Source organism: Candidiatus Paracoxiella cheracis, from assembly GCF_049348705.1.
Classification (GTDB): Bacteria; Pseudomonadota; Gammaproteobacteria; order Coxiellales; family Coxiellaceae; genus Paracoxiella; species Paracoxiella cheracis.
The window spans coordinates 190,626-207,010 of sequence record NZ_CP186485.1; the positions used below are offsets into that span (position 1 = coordinate 190,626).

General features: G+C 43.0%; 15 protein-coding genes and 1 pseudogene. 13 read left to right on the top strand and 3 right to left on the bottom strand.

Annotated features, from left to right (window positions below):
• Window positions 1-12 precede the first annotated feature (12 nt).
• The 6 genes from ACJMKR_RS00925 to ACJMKR_RS00950 all read left to right on the top strand — a co-directional run bounded on the left by ACJMKR_RS00925 (window position 13) and on the right by ACJMKR_RS00950 (window position 7,258).
• Entirely contained in the window at window positions 13-1,584 is a 1,572-nt protein-coding gene (locus ACJMKR_RS00925; protein WP_423063387.1) for a hypothetical protein, read from the top strand.
• Window positions 1,585-1,673: 89 nt separating this feature from the next.
• The gene (yihA, locus tag ACJMKR_RS00930) at window positions 1,674-2,282 is read left to right on the top strand and encodes a ribosome biogenesis GTP-binding protein YihA/YsxC (protein WP_423063388.1); all 609 of its coding nucleotides are present in this window, start codon (window positions 1,674-1,676) and stop codon (window positions 2,280-2,282) included.
• 185 nt (window positions 2,283-2,467) lie between these two features.
• The gene (locus tag ACJMKR_RS00935; RefSeq protein WP_423063389.1) at window positions 2,468-4,210 is read left to right on the top strand and encodes an ABC transporter permease; all 1,743 of its coding nucleotides are present in this window, start codon (window positions 2,468-2,470) and stop codon (window positions 4,208-4,210) included.
• A 5-nt stretch (window positions 4,211-4,215) separates the two neighbouring features.
• Entirely contained in the window at window positions 4,216-5,514 is a 1,299-nt protein-coding gene (locus tag ACJMKR_RS00940) for a nitrate/sulfonate/bicarbonate ABC transporter ATP-binding protein (RefSeq protein ID WP_423063390.1), read from the top strand.
• Window positions 5,515-5,551: 37 nt separating this feature from the next.
• A complete protein-coding gene (locus tag ACJMKR_RS00945) occupies window positions 5,552-6,676 on the top strand; it encodes a serine hydrolase domain-containing protein (protein ID WP_423063391.1) in 1,125 nt (374 codons plus the stop codon).
• A gap of 375 nt (window positions 6,677-7,051) precedes the next feature.
• Window positions 7,052-7,258 carry a hypothetical protein gene (locus tag ACJMKR_RS00950; RefSeq protein WP_423063392.1) on the top strand — a complete coding sequence of 69 codons (207 nt, stop codon included), beginning with the start codon at window positions 7,052-7,054 and terminating at the stop codon, window positions 7,256-7,258.
• On the opposite strand, the gene ACJMKR_RS00955 is transcribed toward ACJMKR_RS00950, so the two are convergent.
• Window positions 7,251-8,207: an RsmB/NOP family class I SAM-dependent RNA methyltransferase gene (locus tag ACJMKR_RS00955; protein WP_423063393.1), complete on the bottom strand. Its 957-nt coding sequence runs from the start codon at window positions 8,205-8,207 to the stop codon at window positions 7,251-7,253. The two genes, ACJMKR_RS00950 and ACJMKR_RS00955, sit on opposite strands and share 8 nt — an antisense overlap.
• A 100-nt stretch (window positions 8,208-8,307) precedes the next feature.
• Here ACJMKR_RS00955 and ACJMKR_RS00960 point away from each other — a divergent pair, with 100 nt between their 5' ends.
• The 5 genes and pseudogenes from ACJMKR_RS00960 to ACJMKR_RS00980 all read left to right on the top strand — a co-directional run bounded on the left by ACJMKR_RS00960 (window position 8,308) and on the right by ACJMKR_RS00980 (window position 12,637).
• Window positions 8,308-8,940, top strand: coding sequence for an alpha/beta hydrolase (locus ACJMKR_RS00960; protein WP_423063394.1), 633 nt, complete (start codon window positions 8,308-8,310; stop codon window positions 8,938-8,940).
• A gap of 73 nt (window positions 8,941-9,013) precedes the next feature.
• A pseudogene (locus tag ACJMKR_RS00965) lies at window positions 9,014-9,287 on the top strand (FeoA family protein).
• Window positions 9,280-11,619, top strand: coding sequence for a Fe(2+) transporter permease subunit FeoB (feoB, locus tag ACJMKR_RS00970; protein WP_423063395.1), 2,340 nt, complete (start codon window positions 9,280-9,282; stop codon window positions 11,617-11,619). Before ACJMKR_RS00965 ends, feoB begins: the two are co-directional and overlap by 8 nt.
• Before the next feature lie 2 nt (window positions 11,620-11,621).
• Window positions 11,622-11,852 carry a FeoC-like transcriptional regulator gene (locus tag ACJMKR_RS00975; RefSeq protein WP_423063396.1) on the top strand — a complete coding sequence of 77 codons (231 nt, stop codon included), beginning with the start codon at window positions 11,622-11,624 and terminating at the stop codon, window positions 11,850-11,852.
• Window positions 11,853-12,037: 185 nt separating this feature from the next.
• Window positions 12,038-12,637, top strand: a complete 600-nt coding sequence (locus ACJMKR_RS00980) for a hypothetical protein (RefSeq protein WP_423063397.1) — start codon at window positions 12,038-12,040, stop codon at window positions 12,635-12,637.
• Window positions 12,638-12,651: 14 nt separating this feature from the next.
• Here the strand turns inward: ACJMKR_RS00980 and ACJMKR_RS00985 are convergent, their stop codons facing one another.
• Window positions 12,652-13,482, bottom strand: a complete 831-nt coding sequence (locus ACJMKR_RS00985) for a hypothetical protein (protein WP_423063398.1) — start codon at window positions 13,480-13,482, stop codon at window positions 12,652-12,654.
• 63 nt (window positions 13,483-13,545) lie between these two features.
• Between ACJMKR_RS00985 and ACJMKR_RS00990 the strand changes: the two genes are divergently transcribed.
• A complete protein-coding gene (locus tag ACJMKR_RS00990; protein ID WP_423063399.1) occupies window positions 13,546-14,391 on the top strand; it encodes an IS6 family transposase in 846 nt (281 codons plus the stop codon).
• On the opposite strand, the gene ACJMKR_RS00995 is transcribed toward ACJMKR_RS00990, so the two are convergent.
• Window positions 14,363-14,536, bottom strand: coding sequence for a hypothetical protein (locus ACJMKR_RS00995; protein ID WP_423063400.1), 174 nt, complete (start codon window positions 14,534-14,536; stop codon window positions 14,363-14,365). The genes ACJMKR_RS00990 and ACJMKR_RS00995 overlap by 29 nt on opposite strands.
• 187 nt (window positions 14,537-14,723) lie before the next feature.
• Between ACJMKR_RS00995 and ACJMKR_RS01000 the strand changes: the two genes are divergently transcribed.
• Window positions 14,724-16,349, top strand: a complete 1,626-nt coding sequence (locus ACJMKR_RS01000; RefSeq protein ID WP_423063401.1) for a hypothetical protein — start codon at window positions 14,724-14,726, stop codon at window positions 16,347-16,349.
• Window positions 16,350-16,385: the final 36 nt, after the last annotated feature.

Below are 16,385 nucleotides of genomic sequence, written 5' to 3' on the forward strand. Positions count from 1 at the left end.
TGGAAGTTAATAATGCCTCCTGAATATCAAGAACTACAAGAACAAACTTTATCGGTTCCCGATGCCGTTCAGCAATTCGTGACATCAATGCGCGCTGCTGCCACTCAATTGCCGCTGGCAACGGTTACCTGGAGTGATAAGTTTTGGTGGCTATTTCTGTCGATGTTGGCGGGGGCTAGTGGCGTCATGTTTTGGTATTCGAGTGGTCCCGGCGCTGAACCTTATATCAGATTCTTCAAAGGAAATCCCGCACTTCTTATTTTAATTGGTTATGGTCCACCCTTAGGCGGTACTGTGACAAATGCGCTTTTTAACTGGGGATCGTATTTCGCGTTGGAAAATGAATCCGCTAGAAAGCGTAGCCAAAATGAAATCACATTAACTCAAGTAGAAAGTGAAAAACTTCAATGGGTAGTAGGGACTGGCATCAGTCTTTTTGCGGTATTGCCCGTTGTCTATTCGAGCCTTAAAAACACCAAGGGAGCAGCAGTGCTGATCGATTGGATTAGCGCAGCTTTAAACGTGCCTGTTAATGCAGATGGTGCGGTGAATTTATTTCGTTGGATGCGTGGGTTTGATATTAAAGATCGTATTGGCGAATCACTTTTCCATACAGCAGAAGTCCGCCGTAAGTATGCCGCGCTGCGCGAGGCTAGAAATTTGTTGGCCTCCTACTTACAACGACAAGCCGATGCATTTTCAAATTTAGACAGAGAAAACAGAGAGCAAAAACTACGCGAAATATTCCCGGAGGATTCTTCTGAAAATAATAAGGTTGAGATATTAAAATATTTACTAGAAAATAAAATACCCACCCCCGAGCAACAAGGCAGTATGTGCTGTACGTATCCGTTAATAGGACTTTTTATGATGTTGGCTGCATGTGGCATGTGGCAAAATTTGGGATACATCGCTGATTCCTGCAAAGGCGCGGAAAAAATTTATGATAAAGGTTGGTGGGGCATATTAGCGGCTGTGTTGCATGCGATTCCAGGCTTTGGATTTTCGATTAAAGGCCTTATGACTCTATGGAGCATGGGAGGGCTATTCCTGGCTGGCATGAAACCGTTAGTGCGCAACGAGGCTCCATATTGGTATTTTTCATTAACGGCGATTACCACGTTATTTGCTCTTTTTTCAGGGTTTACTGCGGATGGTATGAATAATGAGGCTTATGCAAAATATATCGGAGGGGAAACGGGGGCGTTGATTTCTGGTGTTTGTGCCAATATTGGGACTGCTTTGACATTCAATTTGCCGCAGTGTCTTTATTTCGTTCGGCACGCTATTGAACTCGGTTTTATGAAAGGGAGCAGCAATGATAATGTTCGGCAGCATTTTGCACTAGTTAAGGAGTTAGGTCACTTCGCCGATGTGTTGCGAAAAATGCCGATGTCGGTATGCGATGACTTTTTCAATCGTGAGGGTATGAAAGAATGGTTATATACCTTTTTAAAAGAAGAACAGGAATGCGGGAATATTAGCGAAGAAAAAATCCGTAATCTCGGTCATTTTTATCGAGATGAATGGGAGGCTAACCACCCCTCCAATGACAGTAACTTAAACCCCGCCAACCTTGTGTAAATACCCCCTAGGGGTTTGTGGAAGCAGTTGGTGGTTGATACTGATCGGTGCTATACTCCGCTTCCTATACACAAAGTTAATTGTAAATTATGGCAGAACCACCGGTCTATCAAGAGGCAACGTATCTTATCAGCGCAGCGGAGCTAAGCCAGCTACCGCCCGACAAGGGCTGTGAGGTAGCATTCATCGGTCGCTCGAATGCGGGCAAATCCAGCGCCTTGAATGTCATTACGGGCATCAAGGGCTTGGCGCGAACCAGTAAAACGCCGGGTCGTACGCAAATGATTAACTTCTTTTCGTTAGATAACGATTGCAAGTGTCGTTTGGTTGATTTGCCGGGTTATGGCTATGCCAAAGTGCCCTTGATGGTGAAGGAGCGTTGGGAGCTCCTTATCGATGAATATTTACGTAAGCGTAAGAGCTTAAAAGGCTTGGTTGTCATTATGGATATTCGCCATCCTCTTAAAGAAATGGATCGGGCTGTTATCGACTGGGCGATGAAGTGTAAAATTCCTATCCATATTCTTTTGACAAAAACGGATAAACTCAGCGCTTCAGCCGCTAAAAAAACGCTGAAAGAAGTTCAAGAGGCGTTGAAGCGTTATGGCAAGCGTATTTCGATGCAATTGTTTTCTTCCATGGATCGTACCGGCCTTGATGATGTGAAAGCGGTATTAGACGCTTGGTATTGCGCCTAAACCTTGCCATCGCAAAAAATCACGTGTACAGTACGCATTTATTTTGTACAAATCCCCTATCCTATTTGGAGGAATAAATCATGTTAATGCGTTACACATGCATAAAACCTCCCAGTCCCTTGGCTTAAATTTTTTAGGCGTGGCATTATTGTGCTGCAAGGCTCCATCACACTTGGAGTGGGGACATGTTCTTATCCAAAAATACATACGCAAAAAATGAAGTAACAACTTGGCCAATTCCCAACTATTGGGATGCGATTGCGCTTGTCATAGTGCTCGCAATTATTATTTTATTAGGCTGGAGCGCAAAAGCGGTAGTGGGGAAATTTCAGCTTGGGCAAGTCATTCCCATTTCACTTAACCCAGACATGCTGCCCTACTATGCATTGCGCACGGTATTTCGTTTATTTATCGCGTTAGGTTGTTCGTTGGTATTCACCTTTATTTTTGGTACATGGGCAGCAAAGAGTCGCCAGGCAGAGCGAATCATTATTCCCATGATTGATATTTTACAATCTGTGCCGGTCCTTGGGTTTTTGACGATTACCATCATGGGATTTATCGCTTTATTTCCGGGTAGTATGCTGGGCCCAGAATGTGCGGCTATTTTTGCGATTTTTACGGCTCAAGTGTGGAATATGACGCTGAGCTTTTATCAGAGTGTGCGCAGCGTGCCGCAAGATTTGCAAGAAGCCGCGGCGATATTGCAATTATCGGCGTGGCAGCGATTTTGGCGAATCGATGTGCCATTTGCCACACCAGGATTATTGTGGAATATGATGATGTCGATGTCAGGAAGCTGGGTGTTTCTGGTGGCCTCAGAGGCTATTTCTGTCGCTAACCAACACATCACGTTGCCGGGAATCGGTTCGTATTTAGCAAAAGCAATTGAAACTGCTAATAGCGATGCCATTGGCTATGTGATTGTTACCATGTTTATTGTTATTGCATTGTACGATCAATTATTTTTCCGTCCTCTCGTCGCTTGGGGTGAAAAATTTAAAAAAGAAACCAATGTTGGCGATGATTTGCCAGAGTCGTGGTTACTAAATTTGTTTCATCGAACGCGCTTTTTTCGTTTTATCGGACAGGGATTTGCGTTAGTGAGTGATGCGATCATTAATTTTAAATTATTTCGGTTACGTGCAACGCGCAAACGAATTCAGCCCAACACAGCATTGCGACGGGCTGCTGTTTTTTTATGGAATATCATTTTAGGCATTGCTGTTGTTGTCGCCGCTATGATTATCTATCGTTATGTTTTTGCGACGGTGAGTCTGGGCGAAGGGGCTCATGTACTGTATTTAGGATTTTTAACAGCGTTGCGAGTGACGGTTGTGATAATCATTAGCTCACTGGTTTGGGTGCCGATTGGTATTGGGGTAGGATTGCATCCCAAGGCTTCGCGAATAGTTCAACCCGTCGCACAATTTTTAGCGGCGTTTCCGGTTAATCTATTATTTCCACTCGTGGTGATTGTTATTTTGCGCTATGGGCTCGATGTTAATGTTTGGACATCGCCTTTAATGATATTGGGTACACAATGGTATATTTTATTTAATGTTATCGCAGGTACCATTTCATTACCCAAAAATTTGCACCATGCTGTTGGCACCTTAAATGTTAAAGGTTGGTTGTGGTGGAAGCGATTCGCCTTGCCGGGGATTTTTCCTTATTATATTACCGGTGCCATTACGGCGGCAGGTGGAGCATGGAACATTAGTATTATCGCTGAAGCGGTGAGTTGGGGACACACGCATTTGTATGCTTCAGGTATCGGCGCTTATATTGCAAAAGTATCCGCAGTCGGTGATTTTCCGCGGCTGGTGCTGGGGATTGCGGTGATGTCACTCTATGTGTTTGCGCTCAATCGTCTTATGTGGCGCCCTTTATATAATTTAGCGGTTGAACGATTTCAGATAAGGTAAAACGCATGCAAAAAAGTAACGACAGAATCATTCAAGTCAAAGACATTAAAAAATCGTTCAAAAAACACGGTGCGCCTGAGTTACTAGTGCTAGACCATGTAAATTTTGATATTCATGCCGGTGAAATCATTGCGATTTTGGGAAAATCGGGCTCGGGAAAATCAACGTTGTTGCGAATTATTGCGGGTTTAATTCATCCGACCTCAGGTGAGGTGCTCTATCACCATAAACCGATTGAAAAACCAGAGCCGGGTTTAACGATGGTGTTTCAGCATTTCGCTTTATTACCGTGGCTAACCGTATTACAAAATGTTGAGTTGGGTTTGGAAGCAAAAGGAGTTTCACGCGAAGAGCGTCGCAATCGCGCCATTGCAGCGATAGACGTGGTTGGTCTCGATGGTTTTGAATCTGCTTATCCCAAAGAATTATCGGGTGGAATGTCGCAACGGGTTGGATTGGCGCGTGCTTTAGTGGTTGATCCAGAAGTTTTGTTGATGGATGAGCCATTTTCAGCATTAGATGTATTAACAGCAGAAAACTTGCGCGGTGACTTAATCGACATTTGGCAATCCGATAAAACCAATATTAAAAGCGTCATCTTGGTGACACACAATATTGAAGAGGCGGCGTTATTGGCAGATCGGATTTTAGTGTTTGCAAATGATCCCGGTTGTGTGCGTTCCGTCGTTGATGTCAATCTGCCCCACCCGCGCAATGATCAGACGCCTGAGTTTCGCAAACTTGTGGACGATATTTATGGTTTGATGACCAAGCCGGTTATTGAAGCTTTACGAAAAGAAATTAAATTTAAAACGATCGATCTGGGTTATCGTCTGCCGCAAGTACAAATTTCCGAAATGATGGGACTCTTGGAATCATTGGAAGATCGCAAAGAAACGGTTGTAGATTTGCCAGAATTAGCAGAAGAATTGAATTTTGAAATCGATGATTTATTTCCCATTATGGAAGCATTGGAAATTTTACGTTTTGCTCAAGTTCCCGAAGGTGATATCAAATTAACACCCGAGGGAGAAAAACTGGCTAAGGCAGATATTTTGGATCGCAAGAAAATTTTCGCACGTCATTTAATTAATTATGTGCCCTTGGCGAGTCAAATCCGTACAGAGCTCGATGTAAATCCCGAGCGTAAAATTTCTGAAGAGCATTTTTTGGAAGAGCTCGAGCATTATCTCAGCGAACAAGCCGCAGAAGAAGTATTAACGACCGTTATCGATTGGGGGCGCTATGCTGAAATTTTCGCTTACGATTATAATTCGGGGCTGTTGAGTTTAGAAAATCCATAGATTTTTAGGGATTGGAGGTTAGAAAGGGAGATTTTCAATGATTCGAGAGTTATTCATTTGCAGTTGTTTAATGCTTTGTTCTGCAAGTGTTGCCCATGCTGATATTTCTAATATGCAGCAGAATATCCAACAACAAATTAATAATGATCGCGATGTTTATAAAATTGGTGCGATTGCGGTGAGCTACGAGCTTGCTGATAGTAACGATGTTTATAGCAATTATAGTGGCGCGACGAAACTCGATGGAGAAAAACCTGTTGGCCCTGACAATTTATTTCAAGTTGGGAGCATTACAAAATCGTTCATCGCTGCAACCATTTTGCAACTTGAGCAAGAGGGTAAATTAAAAATTACTGATCCGATTGGAAAGTATCTGCCAAATTATGTTAAGTGGCGCAGTATTACAATTCGTCAATTGCTCAATCATACGAGTGGCATTTACGATTACACGATACTACCGCAGTTTGATCACGTCTCAACGCCTGATAATGATCATAAACAATGGACACCGCAAGAAATCGTGGCATCTGTGTATGACCACAAACCTTATTTTCAGCCAGGCGAAGGTTTTCACTATTCCAATACCAATTATATTTTATTGGGCATGTTGATTCATAAAATTACGCATCAAACGGTGCAATATGAATTGGATCACCGTTTCTTGCGAGAAGATCAGCTCGATTTAACAAATTCCTATTATTTGCCGGGCAAATATCCTCATTCAATATTAGCATGGTTGGTTGACGGTTATTTTTTAAATAAAAATGAAACGCATATTAATATGTCGTGGGCTGGGTCGGCGGGTGCGTTGGTGTCGAATTCAATAGATTTGGTGCGCTGGGTCAAACAATTAATGACAGGTAAGGTTTTGCAAACACAACAATTGCGAGAGTTGAAAACACTGGTATCGATTCCGGCGGGCAAACCGTTACCGAAAAACTCTCGAGATTTTGCTTACGGTTTGGGAATAAAGCGCGTTTATCAACCCAACATCGGATTGATTTGGTTTCACCCCGGTGCCACCACAGGTTATACGGCCATTATGGTTTGGTTGCCCAAAAAACATATTGCATTGGCAGTAACAACCAATGCCGGCAATTTAGGCCGAGAGAAAATAAAGCAAATAGCATTTGGATTGTTGGAACTATTAATTTCTCGCTAAAACCCCGGTATTGCGTTAGCCGAGGATGTCGGTACGATAGTTTGTATAGTGTTTCACATCCAGAAGGCACGTAGTTTTTAGATTTCAATTGCTTGGTTAGCTGAACTTGGCGTTACTGTTTTTCGGGAATCGCCATCCTTGGCTGCTAAGTACTTCCATGGTACTTACGCCCGCAAAACAGTAACGCCAAGTTCTCTGCCGCAATTGAAATGCTATTCGATAGTGATGCCGCTCCACATCCAGGGGGCGCATAGTTACGCAGAAAGTTATATACTGTCGACGGTACACTATGTGATAGATGCAGGAAGCATTAATGATATCGAACGACTCATTAGACTCACGCATGAACTATCACCGGAAATAGGAGATGAAGCAATGACACTAGCAGAACGCTTAAGGCTTGAAGGTAGAACTATAGGCAAAGCGGAAGGTAAAATCGAAGGAAGAATCGAAGCGGCCAAAGAAATAGCAAAAAGATTATTGCGTGAAGGACTTGCTCCGGATATAGCGTCGCATTTAACAGGCTTGTCACCTGAAATTGTAGCTTCATTGGTTTTAGGCGAAACTGAAACAGCTAACTAAGTGTTTGTTTTAAAATCTGACACATAAAAAAACCTGTCATCAAATCGTTTGGTAAGATGCGAACACAATTGTCGAGAGCGGGATTTAATGTTTTATCGCGCCAGGTGGTAAGGCCGGGTTGAACATTGTCGATCGGTAAATTCAGTTTTTTGATGTCAGCGCTCCCTTTAAAGCGCTTTAAAAGGCGGTCAACGATGAGTTCGTTTTCTTCGGGCGCAAAACTGCACGTAGAATAGACTAAAATGCCACCCGGCTTGAGTGAACGAAATGCGGAATAAATCAAGCGCCATTGTTTGCGTGTCATCTCTTTGATTTTTTTCTCGCTCCAATAATCAAACGTTTTGGGTTTGCTCGGTTTAAAGCGCGCTTCGGAACTGCATGGTGCATCGAGTAAAACGCGGTCAAACCGATTTTCACAGGCTCGCCAAACTTCACCGCCGTCTTTTAGATAGGTGTCAGCACAAGTGACTCCCTGAGTTTTTAAATTATGTTTTAATTTAAAAAAGCGCGATTTAGATTTTTCGACCGCTGCGATGCGGCCTTTATCATGCATCATGCAGGCAATTTGGCAGGTTTTCCCACCGGGTGCGGCAGCCAAATCTAATATTTCTTCGTTCGGCTTTGGAGCGAGCACGAGAGGCGCTAACATGCTGGGTAGTCCTTGAACATACAGTCGCCCTTGATTAAACGCATTTGATGCCGTTAATAGGTTGCGTTGTTTGTGAGGAATAATAAACGCTTGATCATACCAAGAAATGGGCTGAGCTGTGATGTTGTTTTGTTGGAGTTCTTTTAATAAATCTTCGGTGCTCGTTTTCAAGCTATTAACTCGAAATGATGTTGGTCTTGTGTGAGAAAAACTCGCCAGAACATATGGATATTGTTCTGTTGGAACGATTTCTTTTAAGCGTTGAGTAAAAATGTCAGGTAGTAAATTATTTAAAGTCATGTTGAAATTGTAACATGAGAGTGATGGATATTGCGTGGGGTCCTGTCGCTCTGCGCGCTTGCATTCGGCAACACGACAACTATAATGCTTAGCACATCCTATGAATCAATTTCCACAACAAGAAGAGCGCTTCTTTTTACCAGGCCCGGCTGGCCAGCTTGAGGTTTTGACGACCTGGCCAAAAGAAGCGGCGAAAAAACGTGTCGGCATTATTTGTCATCCGCACCCCCAGCAAGAAGGTACGATGAACAATAAAGTAGTCACCACGATTGCTAAAGCCTTTGATCGTTTAGGGCTCGCGACGGTGCGTTTTAATTTTCGCGGTGTGGGTAAAAGTGAAGGCGAATACGCGAAAACCATTGGTGAGCGCGACGACTTAAGCGCGATCGTGGAATGGGTGAGGCATGTTTTACCAGACTACGAAATTTGGTTGGCGGGTTTTTCATTTGGTTCGTACATTGCGGCCAGCATCGCTAATCAAGAAAGAGTCTCGCAACTGTTGACGATTGCTACAACCGTTAATCATTACGACTTTGCGAGCTTAACAAATATCCAATGCCCATGGTTAAGTATTGTGGGTGAGCAAGATGAACTTGTGCCGGTTGAAGAGGTGGAAGCGTTTGCGGCGCACCCGCCTGTACCGATGAAATTAATTGTCTTGCCTGAGGTCGGCCATTTCTTTCATGGTCATCTAATTGAGTTGCGTGAGCTCATCATAACAGAATTGTCTTGATGCTCAATTGAAAATGATTCTCAATTACATTGACACTTGGCCTGGCTTCGGTGGATAATAGCGCTCATAGTTATTGCATCTCATTCTCATCTAGGAGCCGGATTATGCTGTCGTTGGCCGACCTAAGCCCAGGAGAAATAGGGAAAATTTGTGGTTTTCGTAAAGGTGACAAAGCTTACCGTCAGAAGCTATTGACCATGGGACTAACCCCAAATACCCAATTCGAAGTCATTCGTAGAGCCCCGCTGGGTGACCCTATTCAAATCCGGGTTCGTGACTTTCACCTCAGCCTTCGTCAAGCAGAAACCGCCTTATTGATCATTGAAAGGGTAAATACGGATGAATAAAGCCATCACGATCGCGCTTGCGGGAAATCCAAATAGTGGTAAAACCGCCCTTTTCAACGCGCTCACAGGTTCGCACCAGCGTGTGGGAAACTGGCCAGGTGTGACGGTCGATAAGAAAACAGGGCATTTTCAGCATCAAGGCCAACGCGTTGCTGTGGTTGATTTGCCGGGGACGTATTCGACTAGTGTGGTCTCTGAGCACGGTGCACTCGATGAAAAAATTGCGTGTGAGTACTTATCGTTCGGTGAAGCGGATGTAATCGTCAACATCATCGATGCTGCGAATTTAGAACGCAATCTTTACCTCACACTTCAACTTTTAGAGCTTCAAATCCCGATGGTACTGGCTGTTAATATGATGGACGTTATTAAACAGCGCGGTATCGATCTCAATCTAAAACGACTGAGTAAATTGTTAGGCTGCCCTGTTGTCGGTATTGTAGCTAAGCAGGGTAAAGGCGTTGACGAGTTAAAGACGCAGATTATCAAAACGGCCGAACCTAACCAGGCGTCGAACTATACCCTGTCGTTACCTAATGAAATTAATGAATCGGTGCAAGTTGTCACACAATTAATTCATTCGAAAAATGCTGAGAAAAATAGAAGCTGGATAGCATTGCGATTATTAGAAGGTGATCAGTTTGCAGCAGCGCAAGTTGAAAAAAACATCGTCGATGTAGCACAAGAACAAGCGCAACAAATCGAATTAAAACTCAACGAAGAGCCGGACATATTAATTGCAGACGCGCGTTATGCCGCGGCAAGCCAAATAGCGCAAAAGATCATGAAGTTCATCACAACACGGCGACAAACGATCACACAGTGGATCGACCGCATAGTGTTAAACCGCTATTTGGGCATCCCCATTTTTTTGGGTGTCATGTATTTAATGTTTTTATTCGCGATTAATATTGGCGGTGCCTTTCAAGATTTTTTTGATATCAGTAGTACCACGATTTTTGTGGATGGTTTGGCGCATTTGCTCACGTCATGGCACGTACCGATTTGGTTAACAGCAGTATTAGCAAACGGTATTGGTAAGGGTATTAATACCACGATTACCTTTATTCCAGTCATCGGTGGTATGTTTTTATTTCTCGCGTTCTTAGAGGATTCTGGTTACATGGCGCGTGCTGCGTTTGTCATGGATCGGTTCATGCGTGCGGTTGGGTTGCCGGGTAAATCGTTTGTGCCGATGATCGTTGGTTTTGGATGTAACGTCCCGGCCGTGATGGGAGCGCGCACGTTAGAAAATCGACGCGATCGTATTTTAACGATATTGATGATGCCATTTATGTCTTGCGGAGCACGGCTAGCCATCTTTGCGGTTTTTGCGAGTGCATTTTTCCCAACCGGGGGCGCAACCATTATTTTTATCTTGTATTTAACGGGTGTTTTAGTGGCGGTCGGTAGCGGTTTTGTAATGCGTAAAACATTGCTAAAAGGAAAGCCCGCACCATTAGTGATGGAATTGCCGCCGTATCATGTGCCACGTCTTGGTGCGTTAAATCGCCAAGCTTGGTTTCGTTTAAAAAGCTTTTTAACACGTGCGAGTAAAGTGATTATTCCCGTTTGTGTCATTATCGGAGCGTTAAATGCGGTGACAGTGACGGGGAAATTGGTTCACGATAATGATCAGCATTCTTTATTATCTGAAGTGGGGCGTATCGTTACTCCTGTTTTTCATCCAATGGGGATTCATCAAAACAATTGGCCCGCTACTGTCGGTTTAACAACCGGTGTGTTAGCAAAAGAAGTTGTTGTGGGTACATTAAATACTCTATACAGCGAAGCTGGTCATTTAACGCAGCAAGAAGCCGATCAATTTAATTTTTGGGATGGGTTGAAGGCGGCTGTCGTGTCGGTGCCGCAAAATTTAAGTCAACTAGGCGACGCCTTTAAAAATCCGGTGGCTGCGGGTGAAGCACCGCACGATATGAATAAAACGGCTTACGGTGTGATGTTCCAGCGTTTTGGTGGGAAGGCAGCCGCGTTTTCGTATTTATTGTTTGTGTTATTGTATTTCCCGTGTGTGTCGACGATGGCCGCGATGCGTCGAGAAGTTGGCCGAGGTTGGGCGCTGTTTTCAGTGTTGTGGAGCACGGGCTTAGCCTATTCATTGTCGGTGATGTGTTATCAGTTATTGACGATTGCATTACATCCAGTGAGTTCGTCAATCTGGGTCGGTAGCTTATTAGCAACGCTTGGGCTCGCTGTTATTGGGTTGCGTCGTTATGCCAAAGGTGATCCAGAGAAGAAAAAGTCTGCACTGGAAGAAATCAAAGTCATTACCGAATTTGCTCGTGACAAAGCCACCTTGCGAGGTCATTAATCATGCTGCTTGAGATTAAACACTACATGGCAACGAAGAAAACAGCGAATCTGCAAGAGTTGTCGCTGCATTTTAAAAAGCAGCCCGATACGATGCGCTGCATGTTAGAGCACTGGGTTCGTAAGGGTAAGATGTGCCGTGCGGCTAAGCCCGCTGGTTGTGGTAGCAAGTGTCAGTTGTGCAAGCCCACCATCGCTGAGGTTTATTCCTGGGTTGATAGATCGCCTCGCTAAATTTAACTGCACGATAAGAAAGAGTATCCCTTGTTTGCCCTGAGATCGCGGATCGTTTCCGTGCTCAAACAGGCTTCCGCTTCGCTGCAGCGAACTGCGCGCGGAAACGATCCCACTCCCCGGGCTCAAGGGATACAACCACTTATTATTGGTATTTCAGTGTTCTCCTCGTGTACAATATCGCCATGACTGATGATCACAAAGAACCGTTGTCTGATGACATTCAAGAAGCGTTAAAGAAGCTCAATCTAGAAGACGTCGATTTTCTGCGTCCTTTAACGCCCGATGACGTTCTCTATGTATTAAGCCGCTGTCCATTTTTGCAGATGGTGAGCCTCGGGGACTCTGAGCCTCTGCCAGATGTCGAGCTCATTACGGCAAAGTCTAATTGGATTATCCATCATTATGGCGATGCGATGAGCAGCTCGCCGGGCAAGTATTTATTTCAAGGCGGTGATTTTCGTCTCAAACTAAAAGATAACGACGACGATGATGGTGGTGACGGCGACGGTGGTATTGTTAACCCAGGCAAAGGAACCATTTGGAAGCAAGCATTCGATACCGCGCAAGAGATGATGGCGCTCGCGCAAAAACTGGGATGGACTCGTGTGAAGATTGTAGACGGTCACCCGATCATGCAATGGGCCGCCTGGATGTATGCACAAGATGAAAAGATGCATTTAGAAGGTTACGAGCCGGATCAAGAGGCTCATGATAAACGTCGTCGCTTTAAACGTACCGATGTTGAAGAGATGGCGCTAAACATTCGTCCAGCGCGCATGTAGAACTATTGGTTAGCTTAGCGTCCAGGACTAAGTGAGGAAGAGCGAACAATAGAATCATTTGGCGTTTTTGCCGTTTCTTTATTACTTTGCTTAGCTTCGCGAACAACAACATTACCCTGCTTTTGTTGTTTTTCCTGCTCTTGTATTTCAGCCAGTATATGAAGAAAGGTACCCTTTGCAAACGAAGATGGAAATGTATATACGCTGATCTTCTTAGGCCATCGTTGTTCTTTTACCTTTAATTTGTAACCCTGTTCTCTATAAGCGCGAACTGCCTTTAGAAAAGTTTCCTGGGTGATACCCTCGAAAGGTTGGTGTGTTACTGGGTTCATGATCATGCTGGGGTTGCCACGGAGGTCAAAAGAATGAAGGATACGGTCTTTGTCGAGATCATTAGTATCTGCTGCTGATGGTGTTGTAAAGCAGAGACTAGGTTTAGATAAGCGTTCCCACTTGCTGCTCACAGTGCCATGCAACTTGTTGAGGCTGGCTATAAAGCTCTCAAGGTTTTTACAGTCGCTTAGTAGAGCAGTGTACTTGTGTTTCTTATAATCGTTGAGATGCTCCCTTAGCTTTTCCAGGTTTTCCTTAAGTGCATTCAAAAGATCCTGACATTCTTGTTTGAGGTCGTCATTGTTAGGATCAACAGATAAGTCATTGTGAAGTTCCATCATTTCTTCTAATTGTTTATTGATTCTCGGAATAAGGTTCGAGATAAATTTATTATTGCTTGGTTCGCCTCCGGGATGCTGCAACCCATTTGGCGCAGCTTTAAGAATAGCGCCTATTTTGGATAGCGGATCTTTTTGTCGAGGTAGGGATATTCGTTCGAACATGCTAGTCATGTGATCTCCATACGAAGCTGAGGGTTATCGGTCAATTATAACGGTTTTGTAAAATCTCAGTCTATGCTGTATTTTGTTCGTCCATTTAATGAACGATTGAGTGAGACTACCGGTATGAATTGTCCGCATTGTGGTTCAAGTGTTACAAAGGGTTTAAAAAAGCTGACGTCTTTAGGGTATAAACAGTTTGTTTGCAGTGATTGTGGTAAGCAATTTAATCAACGCAGTGGCACAGCGTTGAACTTTATCATGTATCCAACGGATGTGGTTAGGACGGTAGTTCAGTATTATTATCAGTTTAAAGTCAGTCTCCACGATGTAGTTGCGTTAATGGTGATGCGGGGTTTTCATGTAACGCATCAAACGGTTCATAATTGGGTGCATCGTTTTGGTCCGGCGCTTGGGATGAGATTACGGGCACGCCGGTATCAAAAATCCAATGACCGTTGGCACGTCGATTGTACTTATTTACGTATTGAAGGCCGTTGGTGTTATTTTTACAGGGCGATTGATGAAAAGGGCGATTTGATCGATGTCTATTTAAGTGATGTACGAGATCAGCAGGCCGCAGAAAACTTCTTCAAGCAGGCGGCTAAAACGAGTGGCATTTATCCTGAGCAAATCACGACTGATAAAGAGCCCGCCCTTTATCCTGCGATCCAAGCTGTCTTTGGTGAGTATACCGACCATCGGGATAATAACTATTTGAATAATCGTATTGAGCAATCCCATCGAGGCATCAAATCACGTATGCGTGTGATGAAGGGATTCAAGAATATATTTTGCGCATTACGGTTTTGTACAGTCTTTGAAGAAATACAGCAGTTTTTTAGAGAAACAAATAAAAATCTCAGGACAATTCTATCTAAATTTCAAACCTTCAATCAATTATTCCAACAAGCTTTCTGAATAACTCTATTATAGAAGCATATGAGTCAATAGTTGACTGAGTTTTTAAAGAACCCTTTTTCGAATCTTTCTTTTCCATTTTCTCCTTAATTTTTTGAATTTCGTTTTTTAATTCATTCTCTGACAACTGTGTCAAGCCATCCATATTTCTTATCCTTAAGTAATCATTAAAGAAAATTAACTTTAACAATTTAACTTTTTTTCTAGGGAAAAATATGGATCGTTTTAAAAATTAGAGTACTTTTACTTGCAAGGCTTCTTCGAATGTCGTTATACAATCAACCACTCTAAATTTCTTAAAAGATCTATATTTTTTCTTTGAGGAGTTATAAATGCAACTAATATCTAACAGTATTTCAAACCTTAATACTTCGGATCGTAGTTATTTAGATCGCGTGAACACTCCAATAATTTTTTACGAACCCACAGAAACCGATCTAATTAATTCTTCAAATTCAGAACTTATTGTAAGAAACCCAAATGAAACAAGTACCAAATGGGAAAAACTAAAAAAAGCAGGTGTGATAGTTAAATGGATCGTAAATATAGTCCTCTATACAGGGCCTGTATGTCTCGTATTTTTTCTATTAAGCCTGCCTAAAGGCATCGGGCCAGGAGCTATCTCAGCCGTAGTAAATGCTCCAGTGGCAGCACTATTTTTTAATGATTTTTTTGAGAAAATACTAGCGAACTTTAACCCACGACGGGTGAATATTCCTTTTTTCTTATTTTCTATTACAGGATTCCCAGCAGGAATTTTAACCGGCATTACCGGGCTGCAAGTTGCAACAGATGCCATCAAAAAAAATCTGCCAAGCATTTTTCATCCGTATGCACAGTTAGTATTTTTTTGTTACAGCCTCACAACGCGTAGTGTTGGATGCCCTTTAGCGATGCATGAATTATCAGAGTTTTTGTTGCGACGGTGGTACGGCCGACTTAAACCTGTCTATCAATTTTTAAATGACCTTGAAGCGAATTTTATGCTTTCTGACGTACAGCAAATTCGAGCGACTAGCTACGAAGGTTTTGTGACACAGTTTTATGACACGCTAGAAAATAAAAACATAAAACCCGGGAAGCACCCAACGTTCATACTCTATAAAATACTTGAAAAACTCGCACAAATAGCAACCTTAATATTTTCCCAGCATTATTTTAACTTATTTCAACAACTCAGCGCTGAAGGATGGTCTAAGATTAATAATGACTTGGCAGAAAAGTGCGAACTGATCACTTCAACCGCAGTCCCTACTCAAATTTTTATTGATCGTTTAGCCTGCATGTTTCCATCCACACTCGTACGCACTCTTCGCGACAGCTATATACGTGCACGATATTATATGGGAGGAGATAAATTAAAAAAAGGACTCATCACTACTGGAGCGGTAGCTGTTGCGCTGGGATCTTTAGTACTTGCTTATTATACGGGTGATGGAATGGCAGAAGAAGAAGAGCGATATGAGTTTGCTGCACTGAACCATACTCTGTCTATCTGCGTGAATCAACCTAATTTAAGCCCATTTAATTTCGGTGATTTCTTAAATCAACAATTAATGACACTATTTGCCGGCTTGCTTTGTAATGGTACCGGCACCCTGCTGTTCCTCGGCAACTATGTACTTAGAAATACTGTCCCAAAATACTCAGCACTAGACGTTTTGTATAAAATGGAAGGCAGTACTATGCTCAATTGGTCGGCATTTGAAAAAGAGTTTGGTACCAAAATCGTCGACAATATTCAACGTTCTCGAAAAAATTGCATTGAAGCGATTGAGGAGTCACGCAGCAACCAGGCTCGCCGCTGTTGGCACAATAATTTATGCCCCTCATTGAAAATTCTATGTTTTTGGAAACCTTCTAAAGAAGGAACCGACAGAGAACCCGTACTATCAGAAAGTAATACATCGTCCACATCATCAGAAAGCGATAACGAACTTACGCGCCATCTTATGTAAACATACCCCTAGATATACTCCGTCTTATCGTTAAGA